This is a genomic window from Microbacterium sp. STRO-1N (assembly GCF_057748015.1).
The window spans coordinates 3,152,692-3,177,742 of record NZ_CM173234.1 but is presented as its reverse complement, the minus strand read 5'-3'; the positions used below and the strand labels follow the sequence as shown (position 1 = coordinate 3,177,742).

Here is a 25,051-nt window from a genome sequence, read left to right as displayed (position 1 = left end):
GTGCGCTTTTCCTGGCCGATGATCGAGCGCACACTGAGGTCATGAGCTCTGTCGCGTCCTCCGCCGAAGCATCCGTCTCCGACCTCGCAGACCTTGCCGACGACGCCGTCGCGCTGGTCAGGCAGTGGCTCGTCGAGAGCCGGGCTGTGCCCGTGGATGCCGCGGGCGAGCGTCTCGCCGGCGTCCTGCGCGACGAGAACGGCCTGGACTTCACCGTCGGCTTCGTGGACGGCGTGGTCCGTCCGGAGGACACGAAGGTCGCCGCCCGAAGGCTCAAGGAGCTCGTGCCGCTGACCCCCGGCTTCCTGCCTGCGCCCATGCGTGCGGCGATCGGCCTCGGCGGCGCCACCTCCACGATGCTCCCGGGCATCGTCGTCCCCGCCGCACGCGCCGTGCTGCGTCAGATGGTGCGCCACCTCATCGTCGACGCGCGCGACGAGAAGCTCGGCGCCGCGATCAAGCACATCCGCGAGTCGCAGGGCGTGAAGCTCAACGTCAACCTGCTCGGCGAGGCGATCCTCGGCCGCGACGAGGCATCCCGCCGACTCGAGGGCACGCGTCGGCTGATCGAGCGCGACGACGTCGACTACGTGTCGATCAAGGTCTCGTCCACGGTCGCCCCGCACAGCCCGTGGGCGTTCGACGAGGCCGTCGCGCACGCAGCAGAGGCGCTGCACCCTCTGTATGAACTCGCCGCGAAGGATGACACCTTCATCAACCTCGACATGGAGGAGTACAAGGACCTCGACCTGACGATCGCGGTGTTCACCGGCATCCTGGACCGGCCCGAGTTCCACGAGCTCGAAGCCGGCATCGTGCTGCAGGCGTACCTTCCGGATGCCCTCGGCGCGATGATGCGCCTGCAGGAGTGGGCCGCCGCCCGCACCGCGTCCGGCGGCGCACCCATCAAGGTGCGCGTCGTCAAAGGCGCCAACCTTCCGATGGAGACGGTGGATGCCGAGACGCACGGCTGGCCGCTCGCCACGTGGTCGACCAAGCAGGAATCGGATGCCTCCTACAAGGCGGTCCTCGAATACGCGCTGCGCGCGGAACACGTCGAGAACGTCCGCATCGGCGTCGCCGGCCACAACCTGTTCGACATCGCCCTGGCCTGGCTGCTCGCAGAGCGCCGAGGCGTCACGGACGGCATCGAGTTCGAGATGCTGCTCGGCATGGCCAGCGCGCAGGCGCAGGTCATCAAGCGCACCGTCGGTTCGCTGCTGCTGTACACGCCCGTGGTGCACCCGGACGAGTTCGACGTCGCGATCGCGTACCTGATCCGCCGCCTGGAGGAGGGCGCGTCCCCCGAGAACTTCATGTCGGCCGTGTTCGACCTCGACGAGGACCCGGCGCTGTTCGAGCGCGAGAAGCAGCGCTTCCTGGCATCCGTCTCGTCGATTCCGACCGGCGTCCCCGGCCCGAACCGAGTCCAGGACCGTCAGCAGCCCGCCGCGCCCGCCCTGACGGACGGTTTCGAGAACACCCCGGACACCGACCCGTCGCTCGCGGCGAATCGGGTGTGGGCCGACGGCATCCGCTCGCGCATGGCGGACTCGATCCTGGGGAACGACACGGTCACGGCCAATACACTGTCGACGCCGGAGCAGGTCACCGATGTGATCGAGAAGGCCGTCGCCGCGGGCGAAGCGTGGCGCGCGCTCGGTGCCGAAGGGCGCGCCGCGATCCTGCACCGCGCCGGAGATGTGCTGGAAGCGCGTCGTGCCGATCTCCTCGAGGTCATGGGATCCGAAGCGGGCAAGGTCATCGAGCAGGGCGATCCTGAAGTCTCGGAGGCGATCGACTTCGCGCACTACTACGCCGAGTCCGCACGGGCGCTCGCCGACGTCGACGGCGCGACCATGCATCCCGTCGAGCTCACCGTCGTGACCCCGCCGTGGAACTTCCCGGTCGCCATCCCGGCCGGCTCAACGCTGTCGGCACTCGCCACCGGCTCGCCCGTGATCATCAAGCCAGCCCGACAGGCGCGACGCTCTGGCGCCGTGATGATCGAGGCGCTGTGGGAAGCCGGCGTTCCGCGCGAGGTGCTGCAGTACGTGCAGTTGGACGGCCGCGAACTGGGCCAGCAGCTCATCAGCGACCCAGCCGTCGGCCGGGTGATCCTCACCGGCGGGTTCGAGACGGCCGAGCTGTTCCGCGGCTTCCGCAAGGATCTGCCGCTGCTCGCCGAGACGAGCGGGAAGAACGCCATCATCGTCACGCCGTCGGCGGATCTGGATCTCGCTGCGAAGGACGTCGCGTACTCGGCCTTCGGCCACGCCGGTCAGAAGTGCTCGGCCGCCTCGCTCGTCGTGCTGGTCGGCTCGGCCGCGAAGTCGGAGCGGTTCCGCCGCCAGCTCGTCGACGCCGTGCGCGCCTACGACGTCGGCTCGCCGACGGACGGATCGAACCGGATCGGCCCGCTGATCGGACCGGCTGAGGGCAAGCTGCTGGACGCCCTGACCACGCTGCATCGCGGCGAATCCTGGCTGCTCGAGCCGGAGAGGCTCGATGAAGCCGGGCAGCTCTGGCGTCCCGGTATCCGTGAGGGGGTGGCCCGAGGCAGCGAGTTCCACCGGGTCGAGTACTTCGGGCCCGTACTGGGCATCATGACGGCTGACACCCTCGACGAGGCGATCGACATCGTGAACGACATCGATTACGGGCTGACCAGCGGCATCCACTCGCTCGACGAGGACGAGATCCAGCAGTGGCTGGCCACGATCGAGGCGGGCAACGTCTACGTCAACCGCGGGACCACGGGTGCGATCGTGCAGCGTCAGCCGTTCGGCGGCTGGAAGAAGGCCGCTGTCGGCGCCGGTTCCAAGGCCGGCGGACCGAACTACCTGGTCGGGCTCTCGGAGTGGTCGGATGCCGAGGTGCGCTCCGACACGACGCTGGACGATCTGGCATCATCGGCCCTCGCTCTGGTCGAGGGATCGGATGCCTCCTGGCTCCGCGGAGCTCTCGCGACGGACATCGACGCCTGGTCGTCCGAGTTCGGTGTCGTCCGCGACGCGACGGGCCTCGTCACCGAGCAGAACCTGCTGCGCTATCAGTCGCTGCCGGTCACGATCCGGTTCGAGAGTGCTCGCGTGGTCCAGCTGATCCGCGTCGCGGCGGCCGGCCGACGGGCCGGTTCCCGCGTGACGGCGAGCGTCGCGTCGCCCCTGCCTTCGACCGTGGTCACCTGGCTGGGCGCGCACGACGTGACGGTCGTCACCGAGGACGCCGCGGCGTGGGCGGCGCGGGCGCGTCGCCTCGCGGCATCCGACGGTCGGGTCCGTCTGATCGGAGCGGATGCCTCGGCGACCGCCGAGGCCGTCAACGGTTCTCCGAGCCTGGCGCTGTACGCGAACCCGGTCGTGGCGGCCGGCCGCGTGGAGCTGCTGACGTTCCTGCGCGAACAGGCCGTCTCGATCACGGCGCACCGTTTCGGAACCCCGCGCCGCTACGACGTTCCGCTGCTGGCGCCGGTGCGCTGATCGGCCGGCCATCGTGCACCTGATGCCTGGGCGCATTCGGATCCGGCCGGTGTAAACTCGCCGGGTGCTGTTCACGATGAGCGCCCTCGAGGCGCGGAAGGTGGCTGCAGGCGCGCATCGCGCCGGCGGCAGAGGCTGACCGACAGCCGGAGGCGGAACTCCCGTCCCCGGTGACGCGTCGTACCCGGCATCCCTCTGAGCGGAAGCCTGACCTCTCATCCTTCAGGCCGTCACGGCCCCGTACGAAAGCTCTCATCATGCGTCCCATCGACGAGCGCGAGATCCGCGCATCCCTCATCAACGCCTCCCGCAAGGAAGCCGCCACCCTCTCGATGCCGGCCGATTTCGCCGACATCGACTTCGACCGCCTCGACTATCTCGGTTGGGTGGATGCGAAGCATCCGCGCCGTGCCTGCATCGTGACCGAGGTCGACGGCGTCCTCACCGGCGCGCTGCTGCAGCGGGCCGAGCAGCGCGTTCAGACGCGCGCGCAGTGCTCCTGGTGCGAGGACGTCACGCTGCGCAATGACGTCCAGTTCTACGCAGCGCGCCTGGCGGGCCCGCGCGGCCGCAACGGCGACACGATCGGCACTCTCGCGTGCGCCGAGTTCGGCTGCTCCCGCAACGTCCGGATGCTGCCGCCGCTCGCCTACGAGGGGTATGACCGCGAGACGGCGCGCGAGCTGCGCATCCTGAAGCTGCAGGAGAACGTGGTGGCGTTCGTGCGGGAGATCCGCGGCTGACGCGCCCGCGACTGACGGTCTGCTCCCGGACCGTCAGCCGCCCGGGGCATTCCGGTCGCAGTTCGTGCCGTTGTCCTGCGCACGTGGGTCGCTCCGGTCGCAGTTCGTGCCGTTCAGATTGCGCCCATCCGGCACGAACTGCGACGGGAACCGCGTGACGTGCGAGCATTCCGGCGGAAACTGCGACCGGAGCGCGCCGAGACCGGAGCGTGAACCGCGGGGCGCTGAGCCCGTCCGCCCCGTCCGTCAGCGCGGCGCGTCCACGAGCAGCACACCGAGGGCGAGCACGCCGGCGGCGATGACGAACGCCGCCAGGCCAGCGATCAGCCGCGCGTCCGGCATCCGATCAGGACGACGTGCGGACAAGGCTCGGTCGACCGCCCGCGCCCGCCGCGCCGCAGCGACCCAGAACAGAGCGGATGCCGCGACACCCACGACCCCGGGGATGACCCAGAGCCCTGACCCGAGGATCAACGGCAGCGCCCGGGCTGCGATCAGCGACACGACCGCGATCGACAGTGCGGTACGGCGCCAGGCGAGCTGCGTTCGCTCGGGCTGAAGCCCAGGGTCGTACTGTGTCACAGCAGGGCCGCGATGAGCACCAGGATGCCGGCGACGGTCACGGCGACGGCGACCACCGGCGCGAGCAGCGACCCGGGAAGCGGTGCCGCCAGGCGCATGGCGCGCTCGCTGCGGATCCAGCCGACCCATGCCAGCAGCGGTGTCGCGATGCCGGCAACGATGAGCACGAGCGACGCGATCAGGCGCAGCTGCGGATGCAGATCCAGGCCCAGCACCTCGAGCGCGACGCCACCGGCGATGAGGCCGAGAGCCGTGCGGATCCAGGCCAGGAGGGTCCGCTCGTTCGCGAGCGTGAACCGCGGGTCCGGCTCGGCGCCGTGGCGGTAGACGGCGGCGGGGAAGCGCGTGCGCTCAGCGGGCATTCGGCTCCTCCGGTTCGGGTTCGGCCCCATCCTACGGTGCGTCCTCACCGGGTCGCCCGCGATCTAGCCGACCGATGTCGACACGTGCCGCAGTGCCCGCTCCGCCAGCGCAGACGACAGCTCGGCGAAGACGGTGAAGCTGGCGCTTCCTGGCCAGTCCGCCGGCAGCAGCTCCGCAGGCAGCCCCGGATCCAGGTACGGCAGCGTCCGCCAGGCGTCGATCAGCCGTACATACGCCACGAACGCATCGCGGTCCGTCACGGCATCCGGAAGCTCGGAGACTACGGCCTGGAACCGTTCGTGCTCGGCGCGCAGCGCCGCCAGATCCCACCAGTCGCGCACGGCGTCGGCGAGCGAGCCGGCGACGAGCGGCGCATCCGTGCGGAACAGCACGGCGGTGTCGCGGACGCCGACGTCGCGCAGCAGATCCTCGACCTCGCCCTCCAGATGCCCTGGCAGGATCCACAGTGCGGGGGAGACCGCCCCGGCTCCGAGCCACTGCAGACCGCGCCGCAGCCGGTGGCGCAGCTCTCGGCGCGACTCGGGGACCGAATACGAGACGAGGCACCACGATTCGCCATCCGACATGGTGCGAATGTCGAATATCCTCCGGTCGCCCCGCTCGAGCATGGGCAGCGCGGCCGGGTCGAGGCGGTAGCCGGCGGCATCCGTCCGCTCCGCCGTCAGCAGGCCGCGCTGCTTCAGTCGGGCGATTCCGGTGCGGGCCCGGGATGCCGGGATGCCGAGGTCACCCGCCAGCCGGATCAGGGATGCCGTCGAGATCCAGCCACCGAGCGGCCGCAGGTACAGTCCGATGACGGTCCGCAGGAGAGATGCCGTGCTGCCTGGACGTGCGTCGAAGTCGTCCTCGGCGGGTGCGCGTTCCTTCGTTCGTTGAGCAAGGACGGCGGAGCCGCCCGAGTCGAAACGAGCCGCGTCGCTCACAGCGCGTCCCGCACCGCCAGCACGCCGGTGATCGCCTCGACGTGCGATGTGCTCAGCGGCGACAGGCCAAGGCGGATGCCATTGGGGAACCGGAAGTCGGGGATCACACCATCCGCCCACAGCTCCTGCGTCACGCGCTGGAAGTCCGGATGCCCGATCGACACGTGGCTTCCGCGCACCGCGGCATCCCGCGGGCTCAGCAGCCGCACGTCGCGCGGTGCCAGCTCCTCCTCGTACGCCCGCAGCACCAGTTCGGTGAGCGAGATCGACTTGGCGCGGATCGCGTCGATGCCGGCATCCTCGATGTGGTCCAGCATCCCCTGCATCGCGAGCATCCCGACGACCGGCGGCGTCCCGCTGATCAGCTGGCGGATGCCGGGGTCCGGCGCGTAGGCCGATCCCATGGCGAATACATCGGCGGCGCCCATCCAGCCCTGGATCGGCTGCCGCAGCTCGCCGTGCAGCCCGCGGCGCACATACGCGAACGCAGGAGACCCCGGCCCGCCGTTGAGGTACTTGTACGTGCAGCCGACGGCGAGATCGACGCCCCAGGCGTCCAGTTGCATGGGGATGACGCCGACCGAGTGGCACAGGTCCCAGAGCACGAGCGCGCCCGCCTCGTGCACGATCCGGGTGATGCCGGCCATGTCGGCGAGAGCGCCGGAGCGGTAGTCGACATGGCTGAGCACGACGAGCGCGGTCTGCTCCGATACGACGGCGGCGACATCGGACGCCTGCACGCCGAGCACCGGGTCAGGCGCGATCCAGCGAAGCGTCAGACCATGCTCGGCCGCGACGCCCTCCGCGACGAAGCGGTCGGTGGGGAAGTTGCCCTCCTCGATGACCAGTTCGCGGCGGTCGGGACGCCCGGCGACGCCGGCACGCATGAGCTTGTAGAGCAGCACCGTGGTGGAGTCCGCGACGACTGTCTGCCCTGCCGCGGCGCCGACGCACGCGGCGCCGATCCGATCGCCGAGTCGGGTCGGGAGGTCCATCCACTGCTCGTCCCACGAGCGGATCAGTCGGGTGCCCCAGTCGTCGCGGATGAACGCGGCGATCCGGTCGGCCGTCTCGACGAGCGGGCGCCCCAGCGAGTTGCCGTCGAGGTACGCGGTGACGCCGGGTGCCTCGGAGAAGGCGGTCACGTGCTGCGCGAGTGGATCGGCGGCGTCGAGGTCGCGGGCGAGAGCGAGCAGGTCGGTCATGTCAGGCCTCCAGATCGGCGGGGGTGAGCGGACGGGCGAGCAGCGGGTCGGCGGTCTCGGGTGTGGCTCCGGGAAAGAGCAGCACCCGCGTCGCCGCGTCGAGCGGATCGCCCGGCGAGAGGGCGCTCAGCAGATCGGCGCCGTCGATTCCGGCATCCCGCAGCGCCGCGACTTCGCGCGGGTTGAGCCCGGCGGGCGTCGGCCCGTTGCCCATGTCGGTGCCGTAGTGCACGGTCCCGCCGGCGGCATGGAAGCGGCGCACGTTGTCGACCGCGATGTCGTACGTCTCGCCCTCGTGGATCGCCAGGGTGGAGATCCACCGCACGGATGCCGCCTGCGCGGCGATCTCGGAATCGGTGAGACGCTCGCTGAACGGCGCGTGCGCCAGCACCCCCGCGCCCAGTCGCACCACGCGCTGTGCCTCGCCCGGTCCTTCGGCATGGGCGACGACGGTCAACCCTTCGGATGCGGCGATCCGGACGATCGCGGCGAACAGCTCGTCGCTGAACACGGGTCCCGCGGTGCTGTTGCTGGCGACCTTGAGGCAGGTCGCCCCGGCTTCCTTCATCTCCGCGATGGCGGATGCCGCGGCATCCGCATCGGGGATCTCCCGGAACGAGTCGGCCGGAGCCCAGGCGCGGTCGGACGGGTAGCCGCCAGGGGGAGTGAGGAACGCGCCTGCGAACCCGACCTCGACCTCCGAGATCATGCCCGACAGCACGGCGGGATTCCCGCCGAGGTCGAACACTCGGCCGAGGGAGGAACCGCTCAACGCCTCGACATCCACAAGCTGCAGGTGCACGTGCGAGTCCGTGAATCCGCCGGTGACGACGCCGTCGAGGTGGGGGATCGCGGGGGCGGGAGCATCTGCGCACAACCGCACCCTGCCATCGACCACCGACACCGAACCCTCCCGCCAGACGCGCCCGCGCCGGTCGAGATAGGTGACGGCGCGCATCAGCCGCCGATCTCCGTGCGGACCGTGTACAGCTCGGGGAAGAAGGTCAGCTCCAGTGCGCGCTGCAGGAACGCCGCGCCGCTGGACCCGCCGGTGCCGTGCTTCATGCCGATCGTGCGCGTCACGGTCTTCAGATGCCGGAAGCGCCAGAACTGGAAGTTGTCCTCGAGGTCGACGAGGTCCTCGCACGCTTCGTACAGATCCCAGTAGGTCTGCGGGTCCTGGTAGATCTCGCGGATGGCAGGTACGAGCTCGGGGTGCGGGCGGTAGGCCTCCCGGACGTCGCGGTCGAGGATCTCAGCCGGAACCGGCAGCCCGCGACGGGCGGCGAAACGCAGGAACTCGTCGTACAGGGTGGGGCGCTCGAACTCGGTCGTGAGCAGCGCGAGGTTCTCCGGATGGTCGCGGAACACCGACAGCATCCGTTCGTTCTTGTTGCCGAGGGCGAACTCGACCGCGCGGTACTGCACCGACTGGAAGCCGGACGAATTGCCCAACGAGCCGCGGAACTGCGCGTACTCGGTCGGCGTCAGCGTCGCCAGCACCGACCACTGCTGGGTCATGACGTCCTGGATGCGCTTGACGCGCGCGATGCGCTTGAGCGCTTCGCGCAGGTCATCGCTCGCGAGCAGGTCGCGCGCGCTGGTGAGCTCATGCAGCAGCAGCTTCAACCACAGTTCGGTGGTCTGGTGCTGGATGATGAACAGCATCTCGTCGTGATGCTCCGGCCGGCTGACCGGATGCTGTGCCGACAGCAGCGTGTCCAGTTCGAGGTAGGAGCCGTACGTCATCCGGTCACGGAGATCGGTGACGATGCCGTCTTCCAGGGCGCGTTCGTTCTGTTCGGAGCTCACCCCCGAACAGTATCACTTACGTGACGATCGTCACAGGTTTGAAATACGTGATCAGTGGGTCGTGTGCGCGGCCAGGAACTCGATCGTCTTCTGCAGGGCGGTCTGAGCGTCCGGCATGTCCAGATGGAACTGGTACTCGTGCGGCAGTGCAGGTTCGTGCGCTGCCGGCCAGAACTGCGTCGTGACGTCGACGCCCAACTCCGTGAGGCGATCGGCCATCGGAATCGACTGGAGCCAGGTGAGCCCGTCTCCGTTGCCGCCCGAGATGTAGGTGGTGGGGAAGTCCGCAGTCACCCAGTTCACGGTCGACATGGTCGCCCCGGACGAGTCCTCGGCCCAGTTCTTGGTGCCGGCGTACGCCCACATCGACGACTTCAGTCCCCACCCGACGATGCCGTCCAGTGCCGCGAGAGCGGCCAGGTCGTACACGCCGCAGTTCAGCACGGTCGCGATGATCTGGTCGGCCTGCAGTGCCGGCGTGATCGACATGATCTCGGCGTAGTCGGGGCTCGTCATGATGGTCGCCATCTGGCTGGCCAGTTGCGCACCCGCCGAGTCGCCTGCGAGCACGATCTGCGACGCGTCCACGTTCAACTCGTCGGCATGCTCGTCGATGTAGGCGAGGGCCTCGTTGAGCTGGTTCACCGCGGTGGGGTAGACGCCTTCCGGGCCCAGCGTGTAGTTCACGGCGATCGTCGTGTACCCCTCGGCGGCGAGGATCCGCATGTACGGGTCGACATTCTCCTTCGAGCCGGACACCCACGCTCCGCCGTGGACCCACACGATGGTCGGCAGCGGACCGTCGGCGGATGCCGGGGCGAACACGTCCATGGTCGTATCGACGCCGTCGTCCGCGTACGCGACATCGAGAGTCTCGGTGAGCGCAGTGTCGGGGACGTGGCCCTCCATCTCCTTCGCCGTGGCGTCGCCGCCCTGCGTGAAGACGGCGCGGATCGCCATGGCACTGGGCCATGGGGTGAGCGAGGACACGGCCATGACGACGAGCACGACGGCGACCAGGATGCCGAGAGTGATCTTCGTCTTCCGCCGGCGGCGCCGCGGCTTCGCCGTCTCGGGTTCGGTCGTCTCGGCATCTGGCGGCGTGGTCATAGAACCTCCCTGCGCTCAGTGTGGCAGGTGGCGGTGTCCCTGGAGTCATCGACTCACGGGTTCAGGCCGGCGATGATCCGCTCCAGGCCGTAGGCGAACGCGCGATCCACATCGCCGCCCAGGCGGAAGGCGCCGGCGAGTTCCATCTGCAGGAATCCGGTCGCCCAGGCCGTGAACAACCGTGCCGCGTCCAGTGCCGCATCCGCGCCGACCAGCTCGGCCGTCGCTCGAATGACGGGGGCTGCCGCGCGGTCCAATGACGACAGGGGAGCGGCCGCCGTGAACATCAGGCGAAATCCCTCGGGATGCTCGTGCGCGTGCGTCCGGTAGGCGGCCGCGAGTTCGGGAAGGTCGCCGCCCACCGAATCCAAGCGAACGGCGAGGTCGTCGACGACGGCCTCGGCCACGGCGGTGAGCAGGGCATCCCGATCCCTCACGCGTTTGTAGAGCGATGGTGCGCGGACGCCGACCCTCGTGGCCACGGCCTGCATGGTGAGCCCGGCAGGTCCTGAGTGCTCGAGGATCTCTCGCCCCGCGGCGACGATCTCCGCGTACGAGGTGCGTTCGGGTGTCGGCATCCGATCCTCCATAGCTATTGACAATAGCCATGATAGCTACATATCGTAGCCATGTCATCTGGAAGGACCGCACATGAAGCTCGCGCCGCACCTGCACCGCCTCGGCAACGACATCGTCGCCTCGTATCTCATCGATCTGCCCGAAGGGATCACGCTCATCGACGCGGGACTGCCAGGGCACTGGACCGACCTGCAGGACGAGCTCGCGCTCATCGGACGGTCGCTGTCAGACGTCCGAGGGCTCATCCTCACGCACGGAGACAGCGACCACATCGGGTTCGCCGAGCGGCTGCGCCGGGAGACCGGCGCGCCGATCTTCGTGCACGCCGCCGACGCGCATCGCGCTCGCACCGGTGAGAAGCCCAAGACGCCGATAGGCCCGGCCCGCCTGTGGCCGATGCTCGGGTTCTTCGCGTACGGGCTGCGCAAGAACGGCATGCGCACGCAGTACGTGCAGGATGTCGTCGAAATCTCAGACGGCGACGTCCTGGATCTCCCGGGTTCTCCGCTCATCATCGGGATGCCGGGGCACTCGCCCGGCAGCATCGCCGTGCACATCCCCGCGGCGGATGCCGTGGTCGTCGGAGATGCGCTCACCACGCGTCACGTGCTGACAGGACGCGAAGGAGCCCAGCCTGCGCCGTTCACCGACGAGCCCGCCGTCGCGGACACGTCTCTCGACCGGCTCGCGGAGATCTCGGCATCCTGGGTGCTGCCAGGACATGGCGCACCGTGGCAGGGGAGCCCGGCCGATCTCGTCGAGACCGTGCGCGCGGCCTGATCCGGGTCGTGCGCGGCCGTTCCGGATCGTGCGGGTACAGATGTCAGGACGATTCTCGGATGGCGGGCGATCAGTCGGCGTTTCTCCCGACATCCGGGAAATCTCCCGACATCTGTCCTGTCAGCCACGTGACGGCGAGTGTCGGCTGACCCGCTGAGCACACTGCCGACCACCCGACTCAGCGCGCGGCGAGCACCGTCGCGGTATCGCTCACCGTGATCTGTGGGGGATACAGTCCCATCACCTGCAGTGCCGCGGCGTGATTCTCCGCCGTCGACCCCGCGCAGGCGTCGGCGGCGACGGTGACGTGCGCCCCGGCATCCGCAGCGGCCAGCGCGGTCGAGATCACGCAGCAGTCCGTCGAGACGCCCGCCAGCACCACCCGGGCCCCGTGGCCGACGATCGCCTCGAGCTCGGAGCCCCATTTACCGAAGGTGGGCAGGTCCAGGGTCGGATGCCGTGACAGCCCGGTCGCCTCGGGCACGAGCTCGAACAGCGGGTCGGTCGGTGGCTGATCGGCGAACGGCCACGCCGTGAAGTAGTCGCCCCACGACGTGGTGCGGTCGGCGGTCGGCACCCAGCGCGTCACGAGGACCTCCTCGCCGAAGGCCTCGGCCAGGTCGCGAATCCGCGGCATCGCCTGGCCGAAGAACGGCGAGCCCCAGGCGGAGCCGGTCGATGCGAAGATCGTCTGCGGATCGATGACGACCAGCCAGTCCACGCGGCTCACGCCTGCTCCTGCCGCCGGATCCTGCCAGCGCGGGCGAACCAGGTCACGAGGAACGACAGCACCAGCGCGAAGAAGACGCCGAGGTTCGCGTACGCCCATTCGCCGTGCCGGCCGCCGATGAGGAACAGCAGGTAGCCCTGCCAGTTGTTCCACGGCGCGGCCTCGGCGAAGGTGTTGACGACCAGGCCCCAGCCGATCAGGCTCGTCGCGATCATGGTGCCGATCGACGTCCAGTCCCAGGCGCCGTAGCGTCCGGAGGCGTCGAACAGGGCGGCCTCGTCGTAGTCCTTCTTCCGCCGCAGGATGTCGGCGATGAGGATGCCGGCCCAGGAGGCGAGCGGAACTCCGAGCGTGATGAGGAAGCTCTGGAACGGCCCGAGGAAGTCGGTCGCGAAGAACACCACGACGATGGTTCCGATCGTGAGGATCACGCCGTCGATCGCCGCCGCCGACGGACGCGGGATGCGGATGCCGAGGCTCAGCAGCGTCAACCCGGAGGAGTAGATGCCGAGCACGGCGCCCGAGACGAGAGCCAGGACGGCGGTCAGCAGGAACGGCACGAGCACCCAGGTCGGCAGGATGCTCGCCAGGGCTCCGATCGGGTCGGCGGCGATGGCGGCGCTGAGCTCGGCATCCGAGCCTGCCAACAGGATGCCGAAGACCACGAGGATCACCGGAGCGACCGAGCCGCCGATCGTGTTCCAGGCGACGATCGCGCCGTCCGAGGCGGTGCGCTTCTGATAGCGCGACCAGTCGGCGGCGATGTTGATCCAGCCGAGGCCGAACCCGGTCATCACCATGACGAGCGCGCCGGTGACCTGCCCGACGTTGCCGGAAGGAAGCGCCATGACGACGCTCAGATCGATGTGCGGGGCTGCCAGCACGATGTACAGGATGGTCACGACGCCGGTGATCCAGGTGAGCACCGACTGCAGCCGCATGATCGTGTGATAGCCCAGCACGGATGCCGCGACGATGAGCGCTGCCACGATCGCCGTGGCGGCGATCTTCAGCCACACGCTGTCGCCGTCACCCCCGAGTTGTGTGATGACGGTCGCAGTCGCGAGCACGGCCATGATCGCGAGGAACGTCTCCCAGCCGATCGAGGTCAGCCAGCTCACGATCCCGGGGATCTTCTGCCCCTGCACTCCGAAAGCAGCGCGGGAGAGCACCATGGTCGGCGCCGAGCCGCGCTTGCCGGCGATCGCGATCAGCCCGCACAGCAGGAACGACACCACGATGCCGATGATCGACACCAGCGTCGCCTGCCAGAACGAGATGCCGAAGCCGAGCACGAACGACCCGTACGACATCCCGAAGACCGACACGTTCGCCGCGAACCACGGCCAGAACAGGTCGCGGGGTCTCGCGGTGCGATCGGACTCGGGGATGATCTCGATGCCGGCGCGCTCGATCAGTGCCGGTGCCGCGGCGATCTTCTCGGACATGACTGCCTCCCGACGGCGGCTGCTGCGTCGAGCCGCCCGCTGGAACTCATCCTGGCACCGCGCGACACCCGCAGGGTCAGTGTCGTTCGGCGCGCCTCCGGCGGATCGTCAGCACAGCACCGACACCGATCGCCGCGGCACCGAGTCCGAGCAGCGCGATCGGGAACGGTGCACCGGTGGTGGCGAGATCGTCTGGGTCGGTCGCGTCGGAACTGCCCGTGCCGGAGGCGCCGGACGTGCCGCCCGTGCCGCCGCCGGACGTGCCGGCATCGGCCGGATCGGTGCCTGCTGTGGTGGCGTCGGCGCTGGCGCCGACGGTGGCTCCGACGGCGTCCGCATCGGAACCGGTCGCGTCGGCATCCGCCGTCGCGCCGGAGTCCGCCGCCGGCTCTGCGCCGGCATCAGCGTCCGCACTGGCGTCGGCTGTCACGTCGGTGGCCGCCGTGGCGTCTGCTTCAGCGTCCACTCCTGCGTCTGCGTCGACGGCGGCGTTTGCGTCCACTCCTGCGTCTGCGTCGACGGCGGCGTTTGCGTCCACTCCTGCGTCTGCGTCGACGGCGGCGTTTGCGTCCACTCCTGCGTCTGCGTCGACGGCAGCGTCTGCGTCGACGCCCGCGTTTGCGTCCACCCCGGCGTCTGCGTCAACCGCAGCGTCGACCCCTGCGTCTGCGTCCACTCCTGCGTCTGCGTCGACCCCTGCGTCTGCGTCCACTCCGGCGTCTGCGTCGACCCCTGCGTCTGCGTCCACGCCTGCGTCTGCGTCAACCGCTGCATCCGCGTCCACTCCGGCGTCCGCGTCCACTCCCGCGTCTGCGTCCACTCCGGCGTCCGCGTCCACTCCCGCGTCTGCGTCCACTCCGGCATCCGCATCCACACCCGCGTCCGCGTCAGCGTCAGGGTCGCCGGGTCCGACCGCGACGAGTGTGAAGTTCCGATCGAGGAAGATCTCGCCGGCGTCCGTGACCCTGACGACTGCCGTCGCCGGCCCTTGGATCTCGTATCCTTCGGGCGCCGTGACCTCGACCGTGTGCCAGCCGTTGACCAGCCCCGTTACGTTGTACGTCCCATCCTCTGCCGTTGTGACGGATGAGGAATCGCCCACGGATGTGATGTTCAGAGTCACGCCGGGAACGGGTGCCCCCGTGTCGTCGAAGACGGTGCCGAGTACGGTGCCGTACCGGCCGAGAGCGAAGTCCGCATTGGTGACGTCCTCGGTGATCGGCTGCGAGCGCGAAGACGTGTAGATGTATGTCCCGGCGGGGATGTCCTCCTCCCCGATCGACGTGGTGTACTCACCCGCCGGCAGCCGGGTGAAGGAATACTCGCCGTTCGCGTTCGTCACCGTGGTCATCGGACCACTCGGTCCATCCAGATGCAGGGTGACGCCCGCAACACCCTCGCCGGCGATCGTCACGCGCCCGGACAGCGAGGGGTTCTCATCGAGCACGGCATCGACGTTCTCGATCGGCGTCTCGACGCCCGCGGGGATCGTGATCGCGGGCGGCGGCGTCAGTAGGGTGTACCCCGCCGGTGGGGTCGCCGTCGGCTGCCAGGTCCCGACCGGGACCTCGTCGAACAGATACGTGCCGTCCAGGCCTGTCGTGGTCGTGAGGTCGCCCGCGTCGGTGGGGATCGTGATCACCGCTCCTGGAACGGGGTTCCCCTCCTCATCCCGCACCGTGCCGGATACCGCCACCGGGATGATGTCGCGCACCGAGAGGTCGACCACGGCATCCGTGGTGCGCAGATCGGCCGTGCCCGAGCCGACGACGGCGATCTTGCCGGTGGGCGGTGCGACGGTGACGGTATAGCCGTCCGCCGCGATCTGGCCGGGGAACGCGTAGGAGCCGCCGGGACCCGACATCGTCGTCGCGAGGACCTCGCCGTTCGCATCGATCAGCGTGAGAGTCGCTCCCTCGAGACCAGTGCCGGCATCCGTGTCGGTGACCGTGCCGGTGATGTCGCGAGCGAGGATCGAGAACCAGGTCTGGTAGACGGGGAATCCTGAGCGGCGCGTGAACTCGATGGTCAGCGAGGAGAGCGAGACGGTCGGTTCGAACCACGCCGCAGACCCTGCGGTGTCGAGCGCCTGCTCGTTGCCGGTGAGCGTGAGGGAGTCGGCGTCCCACTCCGGGATGTCGTCCGCGGCGCCCGTGCAGGAGGGCTTTCCTGCGACTCCGGGTGCGCAGTAGTTGAACCCGCCCTGGAACCCGAGATCGGCAGCGGTCGCCCGCGCACCGGAAGCGGTGACGCCGGTCAGGCGCACGGCGTCGGCGTCAATGTCGCCGAGCGTGAACGCCCAGCCGGATGCCGGGGTGGGGCGGTCGAACGAATAGGTCGTCGTCGACGGCGAGGACGCGTTGTCTGCCTTCGGGCGCAGGTTCAGGTACGGGCTGTTCCTGCTGCTGCCGTACTTCGCGCCGACCGGCGTTCCCTCGGACAGCCATGTCGACGCACCGGTGATCACGCCGACCGAGCCGGCGCGGGAGTCGCTCGTGACCGTCGCGCTCAGCGCCGGACGATCGACGAATGAGATCGCCGTCGAATAGGCGTTGGCGCTCCCAGACAGCGGGGCCCACGTCGCCCAGGTCACGGTCGACGCGGCGGACGCCGAGAGCGCCCCGCCGACCGCGGGTGCGACGAGCATGACAGCGGCAAGGAGCGCGAGAGCGCCTCGGCCGCCCCTTCTGCGTGCGGATCCGACAGTGCTCGTGCGCGACATGTGGCTTCTCCCGGTCGAGGGCGGAGGTCGGCATCAATCTATCGACTCACCCCCGGTTTCCGATATACCGCGAGGCGGATCGGACGAATCCGCTCGGTGCAGCACGCCGTCGGCGGGCCGTGTATCCGCATCGTCGGGGAGATCCCGTTCGTCGGGTGAGTTCCGGGGCATCCGTCGTCCGACGGAGGGGATATCTCCGACGAGCGGGCGCGCGCTCAGGCCGAGAAGAACGTCTCCGCGACGCGAGCGAGGTCGTGCAGATCGCTGACACCGGCGAGTTCGCGCGCGGAGTGCATCGACAGGATCGGGATGCCGACATCCACGGTGCGGATTCCGAGACGCGTCGCGGTGATCGGACCGATCGTCGACCCGCACGGGACGGCGTTGTTCGACACGAACTCCTGCGATGCCACACCCGCCGCCTCGCACCAGGCGGCCCAGGCGGCGGCACCAACGGCATCCGTAGCGTAGCGCTGGTTCGCGTTGACCTTGAGGATGGGCCCTGAGCCGAGCAGCGGCTGCACCACAGGGTCGTGCTTGTGGGCATAGTTCGGGTGCACGGAGTGGCCGACGTCGCTGGACAGGCACCAGGATGCCGCGAACGCGCGGCGCTGCTCAGAGGGATCCGCCCCGAGGCCGGCGTAGACGCGGACCAGGACGTCCTCGAGGAAGGGGCCGGCGGCGCCGGAGCGCGAGGCGGAACCGAGCTCCTCGTGGTCGAAGGCGGCGAGAACGGGGATCGCGCCCGACGGCAACGGCGAGGACGCGAGTGCGCCGAGCGCCACGACACCGGCGTGCACGGACGCGAGATCGTCCAGCCGACCCGACGCGAAGAACGCGTCGTCCTTGCCGAAGACCGCGCCGCGCGCCGCGTCGGCGACGACGGCGTCGAAGCCTCGGATGTCCGCGGCATCCACTCCGGCGGATGCCGCGAGTTCGCCGAGCAGGTCCTCTTCCGTGGGGTCGCCGAGGCCCCACACGGGCTGGGTCTGGAACTGCTTGTCCAGGGTGAGGCCGCTGTTGGCCTCGCGGTCCAGGTGGATGGCGAGCTGGGGAAGTCGCAGAAGCGGGCCGGTGTCGGCGAGCACGACGCGGCCGTCGGCGAGCGCGAGACGTCCGGCCAGGCGAAGCTCCCGATCGAGCCACGAGTTCAACAGCGGTCCGCCGTAGACCTCGACGCCGGCCTGCAGCCAGCCGCGCGTTCCGGTGGTCGGCCTCGGCTTGAGCTTGAACCCGGGGGAGTCGGTGTGCGCGCCGAAGATGTGCGACGGGGTCGTGGGCGACGCGTCGGTCGGGACAGCCCAGGCGATCGTCGCGCCGTCGCGGACGACGACGAACCGTCCGCCGGCCTGCGCCGGCCACGCCTGCTCCTCGTCCAGTCGGATGAATCCGACGTCCTCGAGTCGGCGCGCGACCTCTTCGGCGGCGTGGTAGCTCGACGGTGAGGCGGCGACGAAGTCCGCGAGATCGTCGGCGTGGGAGAGGGAGGCGGGCGAGACGGGCATGGTGGTCCTTCCGGGCACGAACATCACCCCGATCGTATTATGTCCGGTTCTGCCGGTTGACCCCGCGGGCTAGCATGGCCCCTAGCCCGCGAAAGGACTACGACGTGCCCGCAGAGATCCGAAGCAGGACCTTCCGAGGAACGGCCTTGGCCGTCAGCGCCGTGCTGCTGGCGTCGCTGCTGGGCATCATCGTCGATGCGGCTGCACCGACTCCGGCGCTCGCAGCGCAGGACCCGACTGTCTGTCAGGATTCCGTAGCTCTCGTCAATGGCGGTTTCGAGCAGCCGACGGTTCCCGCGGGCAAGTACTCATTGCTGGACGAGTCCGCTGTCCCCGGATGGTTCACGACCGATACGCAGAACAAGATCGAGATCTGGAGCAGCGGGTTCAACGGCGTCGCGTCGGCTGAGGGCAAGCAGTTCGCCGAGCTCAATGCGTACAGTGCCAGCCGGCTGTATCAGGATGTTCCGACGACCCCTGGTCAGACGTTGTCCTGGTCGCTGAACCACCGAGGACGCCAGGGCACGGACGTCATGCGCGTGCTGATCGGTCCGCCCACCGCCCCGGTGCAGAACGGTGCGAACCTCAGCGATGGCCTCTCCTGGGGAACGCACACCGGCACCTACACGGTGCCGGCGGGGCAGACCACCACTCGTTTCGCCTTCGAAGCAGTGAGTTCGACGGGGGGCAACGCAGCCCTGGGCAATCTGCTCGACAACATCACGTTCGGCACCGGCCCCTGCCTCATCACAGACAAGACGGTCGAGAACATCTCGAGCGGCGGGACGGATGCCGAGGTCGGCGACATCCTGCGCTACACCGTGACGACCCGCAACGACGGCGGAAACCCGGCGCGCCAGTCGGTCTCGACCGACGTCCTCGACCCCGGCCTCGACTTCGTGCCCGGCTCACTGCAGATCGTGAATGGGCCCGGGGCCGGAGCCCTAACGGATGCCGCCGGCGACGACCGCGGCGAATACGCGTCGGGCGACCGGACTGTTCGCGTCAGACTCGGGGACCTCGCGACCGCCACGGCAGGCGGTGCGATCCTCGCCGACGTCACCACGACGTACTCCTTCGACGCGCGCGTCAACGTCGACGGCGCCGACACGACCATCGCCAACGAGGCGCAGGTCGCGTTCCGTGACGACGTCGTCGCGCAGGATCGCGTCTCGACGTCGCAGACGACCGAGACTCCGGTGGGAGACGCGGCCGACCTCGAGATCGTCAAAACGCTCGACACGTCGCCGCTGGTCGCCGGTGGACCGATCTCCTACACGCTGACCGTCACCAACAACGGCCCGCAGCCGGTCGATGACTTCGAGGTCTACGACCCGATCCCGGCCACGGTGACAGGTGCGCAGGCGCAGTCGACGAACGGCTCGTGCGTCGTCACCGGAAGCGTGAACTGCGTCGGCGGTGCGCTCGCGGTCGGCGATTCGGCCGAGATCACGATCACCGGAACGCTCTCGGCCGATGCACCGGCCGGCTCCGCGGTCGTGAACACTGCGCAGGTCGAGTCCGCCACCACGGATCCCGACCAGTCGAACAACACCTCGACGGCGTCGGACACCGTCACCTCGACCGCCGACGTGGCGATCGAGAAGACGTTCGCGCCGGAGACACCGGTCGCCGGCGACCAGGTCGTCTACACGATCACCGCGACGAACGCGGGCCCGTCAGCGGCCCAGGACGTCGTGCTCACCGACCCGCTGGACCCGGAGACGACGTTCGTCAGCGCCACGGTGGATGCCGGCACCTGCGCCCTGGACGACTCAGTCGTATCGTGCGCCATCGGGACACTGGCGCCCGGCGCAACGGTCACAGCGACCGTCACGGTGACGCTCGCACCGGATGCCGATGCGGCGGTCCAGAACACGGCCACGATCACGACGTCGACGTCCGATGCGGACGCGACGAACAACGCCAGCTCCGCCAGCTTCGATCCGACGATCATCGCCGATCTCGCCGTGACCAAGACGGCGTCGGCGTCGACGGTGACTGCCGGTGACGAGTTCACCTACACGATCGGGGTCGAGAACATCGGCCCGTCGATCGCGCAGAACGCCGTGCTCACCGACACCGTTCCCGAGGGCATGACGGTGCAGAGCATCTCCGCATCCACCGGCGCGGAGTGCGTCTTCGACACCGCGAGCGTGCGGTGCGACTGGGCGACACTGCTCGAGGATGAGACGGCCACGATCGACGTGACGGTGCAGGTCGCGCCCGACGCACCGGAAGGGACCCTGATCAACACGGCATCGATCGCGTCGCCGTCGGATGATGCGGAGACGGCGAACAACTCGGCGTCCGCGACCGTCACGGTGGAGCAGAGCGCCGATGTGGGCATCGTGAAGACGGCGAACCCCGCGACCGGCGTTCCCGGCACCGAGCAGTCGTTCACGATCACGGTGACGAACGACGGACCGTCGACGGCCCGCGGGGTCTCGATCGCCGACTTCCTCCCGGAGGCATTGCTCGACCCCGCGTCCGAGGAGTGCGTCCTCTTCACACGCATCTTCAGCTGCAGTGTGGGCGACCTGCCCCCCGACGCATCCGCTTCCGTCACGATCACGGGCACGATCGCTCCTGACGCGACAGGAACCCTCACGAACACGGCGACGGCATCGTCGGCCACGCCGGACCCGAACGGCGACAATTACTCCTCGACCGTCGAAGTCCCCCTCGCTCCGTCTGCCGACGTCTCGGTGACGAAGACGACCTCCACTCCGACTGTGGCGCTCGACGGCGACGTCGCCTACACGATCACGGTGCGCAACGACGGTCCCTCCGCAGCGACGGGTGTGTTCGTGTCAGACGTCGTCGAGGACGGCATCGCCCTCGTCTCCGCCGAGACCACGACAGGCACCTGGTCCGTCGACGGCTGGGCCGTCGGTGACCTCGCTCCTGGAGCGGAGGAGACGATCACGGTGGCCGCCGTCGCCACCGCGGAGGGCACTTTCACGAACACGGCCACGGCGTCAGCCGAGACACCGGATCCGGACAGCGGAGACCTGGTCAGCGCCGTCGATGTCACGGTCGCCGCGTCGGCCGACCTCTCGGTGGTGAAGACGGCATCACCCGATCCTGTGTCGGTCAACGGACAGATCACCTACACACTCGTCGTCCAGAACGCGGGACCGAACGCCGCCGTCGACATGGTGATCTCCGACCCGCTTCCGGCCGAACTGATCGATGTCACCACGACCACCCCCGGGTGCACGATCACGGGCAACGAGTTCCGCTGCGTCGTCGACTCCTTCCCTGCCGGCTCCGGAGGCGAACTCCAGTACACAGCGACGGTCGACCCCGCGACTCCGTCCACGTCGGTCACGAACACGGTCACGGTCGGCTCTGCGACCGCGGACCCGAATACGGCGAACAACACCGATTCGACGACGACGCCGATCACCGGCAGCGGAGCGATCGAACTGACCAAGTCCGCGGCCGCGGCCACCGATACCGACGGCGACGGCCGCATCGACGCCGGTGACGAGGTCGCTTTCAGTTTCGTGGTCCGCAACGCCGGTCTCACCACGGTCACGGGCCTGGCGATCGACGACCCGCTGCTCGGTGGTGCCCTCGATTGCCCGGCGTTCGCCGACCTGACCCTCGCCCCGGAAGGAGAGGTGTCGTGCGGCCCGATCCGGTACGTCCTCACCCAGACCGACATCGATCGCGGCGGCGTGACCAACACGGCCACCGCGACGGCATCGTCTCCGCGCGGAGATCTGTCCGACCAGGACAGCGTGAACGCCATCACCCCGGCTGCGAACGGTGTGAGCCTGGAGAAGTCCGCGGGGCAGCCGACGGACGCGGACGGCGACGGAGCGCTCGGTGAAGGCGACACCATCGAGTACACGTTCACCGTGACCAACACGGGGACAACGACGCTGTACGGCATCGCCGTCGTAGACCCGCTCCTGGGCGGATTCATCGAATGCGCCCAGACTCCGGACGGCACGCTCGCGCCAGGCGCGACGATCGACTGCGGTCCCGTGACGCACACGCTCGCTCAGGACGACATCGATGCCGGCTCGGTCCACAACACCGCCACGGTCACGGCACTGTCGCCGGCCGGCACGGTCACGGATTCGGCCGAAGCGGATGCCGACATCGACGGCACGGACGCGATCGAGCTGCACAAGACCACCGGCGCGGTCACCGACGTCGACGGCGACGGACGGTACGGCGCCGGTGACGAGATCGAGTACTCCTTCGAGGCGACCAACGTCGGCACGACGACCGTCACGCTCGATGCGCTCACCGACGAGAAGCTCGGGGGCGATGTCGAGTGCTTCACCGACGGCCCGGTGAGTCTCGCCCCCGGCGAGGCGCACAGCTGCGGCCCTGTGGACTACGTCCTCACCCAGGCGGACATCGATGCAGGGGTCGTGGACAACACCGCGACCGTCGAGGGCGATGGACGCGAGCCGGTGCAGGACGACGCTTCGGCGCAGGTCATGATCGCCGGCATGCCGGCGGTCTCGCTCATCAAGACCGCGGGAACGCCGACGGATGCCGATGGTGACGGGCGGATCGGTGCCGGAGACGAGATCTCCTACTCGTTCACCGTCACGAACACGGGAACATCGACGCTGATGGATGCCGCGATCGACGATCCGCTGCTCGGCGGCCCGCTGGAGTGCCCTGCCCTCTCCGGCGAACTCGCGCCGGGTGCGGATGCCGAGTGCGGACCCGTGACCTACGTCCTGACGCAGGCCGATGTCGACGCCGGTACCGTGCACAACGACGCGACCGTCACGGCGCAGTCGCCGTCCGGTGAGGTCGGCGACGCCGCATCGGCCGATGTCGCCGTGGTCGGCACGGATGCCATCGCACTGGTCAAGACCGCGGGTGCTCCGGTCGATGCGGACGGCGACGGACGTATCGGCGCCGGCGACACCGTCGCGTACTCGTTCACCGTCACGAACACGGGAACGACGACGGTGACGGATGCCGCGATCGACGACACCATACTCGGCGGAGTTCTCGAGTGCACGAACCTCGCCGGCGCAGCTCTCGCCCCCGGCGATGAGGTCGGCTGCGGACCGATCGCCTACACGCTCACGCAGGCAGATATCGATGCGGGAGTCGTGCGGAACACCGCGACGGCGACGGCAGCCGCACCCGGCGGACCCGTCGCGGACGATGCGCAGGCGACGGTCGCCATCACGGCCTCGAACGGCATCAGCCTGGGCAAGACCGCCGGCGTGCCGACGGACGTCGACGGCGACGGCGCCCTGGGCGCCGGTGACACCGTGGCGTACACGTTCACCATCACGAACACCGGGACGACGACGCTCTCCGGCATCGTCGTGTCCGATCCCATGCTCGGCGGCGTGATCGACTGCGCGGGGCTGGACGGTGCCGCGCTCGCCCCGGGCGGAAGCATCGATTGCGGACCGGTTGTGTACACGCTCACCCAGGACGACGTCGACGGCGGGGTCGTCCGTAACACGGCGACGGCGACCGCCGAAGCGCCGAGCGGCGACGTCGAGGACACGGCCGTTGCCGAGACGACGATCGACGCCACAGCGGCGATCGAACTCGTCAAGACCGCAGGTGCCCTGGCCGACACGACCGGCGACGGGCAGATCGGTGCGGGTGATGAGGTCTCGTTCACGCTCACCGTCGCCAACATCGGCACCACGACGGTGACGGATGCCGAGATCGAGGATCCGCTGCTCGGCGGTGTGCTCGAGTGCGAGGCGCTCGCCGGCGCGTCGATCGCCCCCGGCGAGGCGATCGACTGCGGCCCGTACGCGTACACGCTCACGCAGGACGACGTCGAAGCGCAGACCGTGCACAACGAGGCGACGGCGACGGCCGGGGAGAGCGCCGACGATGCGAGCGTCGACGTGATCATCGGTGGCTCGGACGGCATCGCACTGGACAAGGTCGGCTCGGCTCCGGTCGACACGACCGGCGACGGTCGCATCGGCGCCGGCGACGAGATCGCCTACACGTTCACCGTGCGCAACACCGGCACGACGGTGCTCCGCGATCTGGAGATCGAGGACCCGCTGCTCGGTGGAGTCGTCGATTGTGCTGCCCTGGACGGCGCCGAACTCGCGCCAGGAGATGCGATCGAGTGCGGACCCGTCGTCTACGTCCTCACGCAGGCGGACGTCGATGCCGAGTCCGTGCACAACGAGGCGACCGCCACCGGTAGCGGGATCGGATCCGTCGACGCCACCGCGACCGAGGACGTCACGGTCACCGGTGTCGACGGCATCGCTCTGGTGAAGTCGGCTGCCGCGATCGCCGACGCGAACGACAACGGCGTGACGGATGCCGGCGACACGATCGACTACACGTTCGCGGTGACGAACACCGGTACGACCACGGTGTCGGAGCTGTCGATCGCGGATGCGCGTGCAGAGGGCGAGATCGCGTGCGAGGCGACGTCGGTCGCTCCGGGCGAGATGGTCGTGTGCGGTCCGGTGACCGTCGCGCTCACGCAGGCGGACGTCGATGCGGGTGAGGTCGTGAACACGGCGTCGGCGTCGGCGATCGGTGCCGGTGGGGCCGAGGTCACCGCCGAGGCGAGCGTGACCACGCCGATCGATGCGCAGCCGGCGGTCTCGGTGGAGAAGACCGGTGGAGACTACGCGGATGCGAACGGCGACGCGAAGGTCAGCGCCGGCGACACGGTGCAGTTCCGGTTCACGGTGACGAACACCGGGGCGGCGACCGTGACCGATGTCGTGATCGACGACCCGAAGCTCGGCGGTCCGGTGGCGTGCGACGCTCCGGATCTCGCACCAGGAGAGTCGTTCACGTGCGGCCCCGTCCTCTATACGATCACCGCGGACGAGGCGAAGGCGCACGCCGTCACCAACGCGGCGACCGTGACGGCGATCAGCGGGACGGCGACGATCTCGGCATCCGATTCGGTGACGGTCGATCTTCCCGAACTGGCCGTGACCGGCGGCATCGTGACCGGACTCGGCTGGGCGATCCTGCTGATCGCGCTGGGTCTGCTCGGGATGCTGATCGCACGGATCCGTCGAACACGACTGGTGTGACACGAGAACGGGGCG

General features: G+C 69.2%; 16 protein-coding genes. 4 read left to right on the top strand and 12 right to left on the bottom strand.

Translation table 11 applies throughout. The features are described from left to right. The first annotated feature begins 41 nt into the window (after window positions 1-41). Window positions 42-3,482 (top strand): bifunctional proline dehydrogenase/L-glutamate gamma-semialdehyde dehydrogenase, encoded by a 3,441-nt coding sequence (locus AC3ANJ_RS15520; RefSeq protein WP_488317066.1) that lies wholly within the window; start codon window positions 42-44, stop codon window positions 3,480-3,482. A gap of 257 nt (window positions 3,483-3,739) precedes the next feature. Further along, window positions 3,740-4,225 carry an FBP domain-containing protein gene (locus AC3ANJ_RS15515; RefSeq protein ID WP_488317065.1) on the top strand — a complete coding sequence of 162 codons (486 nt, stop codon included), beginning with the start codon at window positions 3,740-3,742 and terminating at the stop codon, window positions 4,223-4,225. 246 nt (window positions 4,226-4,471) lie between these two features. Here AC3ANJ_RS15515 and AC3ANJ_RS15510 read toward each other — a convergent pair whose 3' ends face one another. The 8 genes from AC3ANJ_RS15510 to AC3ANJ_RS15475 form a co-directional block, all read right to left on the bottom strand. Then, on the bottom strand, window positions 4,472-4,807 hold the full coding sequence (locus AC3ANJ_RS15510; protein ID WP_488317064.1) for a DUF202 domain-containing protein: 336 nt from the start codon (window positions 4,805-4,807) through the stop codon (window positions 4,472-4,474). Next, window positions 4,804-5,169, bottom strand: coding sequence for a YidH family protein (locus tag AC3ANJ_RS15505; RefSeq protein WP_488317063.1), 366 nt, complete (start codon window positions 5,167-5,169; stop codon window positions 4,804-4,806). The genes AC3ANJ_RS15510 and AC3ANJ_RS15505 overlap by 4 nt, the downstream gene beginning before the upstream one ends. Window positions 5,170-5,232: 63 nt before the next feature. Beyond that, window positions 5,233-6,114: a PaaX family transcriptional regulator gene (locus tag AC3ANJ_RS15500; protein ID WP_488317062.1), complete on the bottom strand. Its 882-nt coding sequence runs from the start codon at window positions 6,112-6,114 to the stop codon at window positions 5,233-5,235. Then, window positions 6,111-7,319, bottom strand: coding sequence for a kynureninase (locus tag AC3ANJ_RS15495; RefSeq protein WP_488317061.1), 1,209 nt, complete (start codon window positions 7,317-7,319; stop codon window positions 6,111-6,113). Before AC3ANJ_RS15495 ends, AC3ANJ_RS15500 begins: the two co-directional genes overlap by 4 nt. A gap of 1 nt (window position 7,320) precedes the next feature. Next, entirely contained in the window at window positions 7,321-8,277 is a 957-nt protein-coding gene (locus AC3ANJ_RS15490) for an amidohydrolase family protein (protein WP_488317060.1), read from the bottom strand. Continuing rightward, entirely contained in the window at window positions 8,277-9,131 is an 855-nt protein-coding gene (gene kynA, locus AC3ANJ_RS15485; RefSeq protein WP_488317059.1) for a tryptophan 2,3-dioxygenase, read from the bottom strand. Before kynA ends, AC3ANJ_RS15490 begins: the two co-directional genes overlap by 1 nt. A 51-nt stretch (window positions 9,132-9,182) precedes the next feature. Beyond that, on the bottom strand, window positions 9,183-10,241 hold the full coding sequence (locus AC3ANJ_RS15480) for an alpha/beta hydrolase (RefSeq protein WP_488317058.1): 1,059 nt from the start codon (window positions 10,239-10,241) through the stop codon (window positions 9,183-9,185). Between the two features lie 53 nt (window positions 10,242-10,294). Then, window positions 10,295-10,819: a TetR/AcrR family transcriptional regulator gene (locus tag AC3ANJ_RS15475; RefSeq protein WP_488317057.1), complete on the bottom strand. Its 525-nt coding sequence runs from the start codon at window positions 10,817-10,819 to the stop codon at window positions 10,295-10,297. A gap of 73 nt (window positions 10,820-10,892) precedes the next feature. Between AC3ANJ_RS15475 and AC3ANJ_RS15470 the strand changes: the two genes are divergently transcribed. Continuing rightward, entirely contained in the window at window positions 10,893-11,600 is a 708-nt protein-coding gene (locus AC3ANJ_RS15470; RefSeq protein ID WP_488317056.1) for an MBL fold metallo-hydrolase, read from the top strand. Window positions 11,601-11,778: 178 nt separating this feature from the next. Here the strand turns inward: AC3ANJ_RS15470 and AC3ANJ_RS15465 are convergent, their stop codons facing one another. The 4 genes from AC3ANJ_RS15465 to AC3ANJ_RS15450 form a co-directional block, all read right to left on the bottom strand. Beyond that, window positions 11,779-12,330 (bottom strand): cysteine hydrolase family protein, encoded by a 552-nt coding sequence (locus AC3ANJ_RS15465; protein WP_488317055.1) that lies wholly within the window; start codon window positions 12,328-12,330, stop codon window positions 11,779-11,781. Next, complete coding sequence (locus tag AC3ANJ_RS15460) at window positions 12,327-13,778, bottom strand: purine-cytosine permease family protein (protein WP_488317054.1); 1,452 nt, start codon at window positions 13,776-13,778, stop codon at window positions 12,327-12,329. The genes AC3ANJ_RS15465 and AC3ANJ_RS15460 overlap by 4 nt, the downstream gene beginning before the upstream one ends. Before the next feature lie 76 nt (window positions 13,779-13,854). Beyond that, window positions 13,855-16,500: an MSCRAMM family protein gene (locus AC3ANJ_RS15455; protein WP_488317053.1), complete on the bottom strand. Its 2,646-nt coding sequence runs from the start codon at window positions 16,498-16,500 to the stop codon at window positions 13,855-13,857. A 215-nt stretch (window positions 16,501-16,715) separates the two neighbouring features. Further along, a complete protein-coding gene (locus AC3ANJ_RS15450; protein WP_488317052.1) occupies window positions 16,716-18,005 on the bottom strand; it encodes a M18 family aminopeptidase in 1,290 nt (429 codons plus the stop codon). 104 nt (window positions 18,006-18,109) lie between these two features. On the opposite strand from AC3ANJ_RS15450, the gene AC3ANJ_RS15445 reads away from it, so the two are divergent. Then, window positions 18,110-25,036, top strand: a complete 6,927-nt coding sequence (locus AC3ANJ_RS15445; protein ID WP_488317051.1) for a DUF7507 domain-containing protein — start codon at window positions 18,110-18,112, stop codon at window positions 25,034-25,036. Window positions 25,037-25,051 lie beyond the last annotated feature (15 nt).

Bases quoted from the DNA above. Each gene is read 5' to 3' on its own strand.
- AC3ANJ_RS15520 (WP_488317066.1), top strand. From the start codon at position 42: ATGAGCTCTGTCGCGTCCTCCGCCGAAGCATCCGTCTCCGACCTCGCA.
- AC3ANJ_RS15515 (WP_488317065.1), top strand. From the start codon at position 3,740: ATGCGTCCCATCGACGAGCGCGAGATCCGCGCATCCCTCATCAACGCC.
- AC3ANJ_RS15505 (WP_488317063.1), bottom strand. From the start codon at position 5,169: ATGCCCGCTGAGCGCACGCGCTTCCCCGCCGCCGTCTACCGCCACGGC.
- AC3ANJ_RS15495 (WP_488317061.1), bottom strand. From the start codon at position 7,319: ATGACCGACCTGCTCGCTCTCGCCCGCGACCTCGACGCCGCCGATCCA.
- AC3ANJ_RS15490 (WP_488317060.1), bottom strand. From the start codon at position 8,277: ATGCGCGCCGTCACCTATCTCGACCGGCGCGGGCGCGTCTGGCGGGAG.
- AC3ANJ_RS15480 (WP_488317058.1), bottom strand. From the start codon at position 10,241: ATGACCACGCCGCCAGATGCCGAGACGACCGAACCCGAGACGGCGAAG.
- AC3ANJ_RS15475 (WP_488317057.1), bottom strand. From the start codon at position 10,819: ATGCCGACACCCGAACGCACCTCGTACGCGGAGATCGTCGCCGCGGGG.
- AC3ANJ_RS15470 (WP_488317056.1), top strand. From the start codon at position 10,893: ATGAAGCTCGCGCCGCACCTGCACCGCCTCGGCAACGACATCGTCGCC.
- AC3ANJ_RS15460 (WP_488317054.1), bottom strand. From the start codon at position 13,778: ATGTCCGAGAAGATCGCCGCGGCACCGGCACTGATCGAGCGCGCCGGC.
- AC3ANJ_RS15455 (WP_488317053.1), bottom strand. From the start codon at position 16,500: ATGTCGCGCACGAGCACTGTCGGATCCGCACGCAGAAGGGGCGGCCGA.
- AC3ANJ_RS15450 (WP_488317052.1), bottom strand. From the start codon at position 18,005: ATGCCCGTCTCGCCCGCCTCCCTCTCCCACGCCGACGATCTCGCGGAC.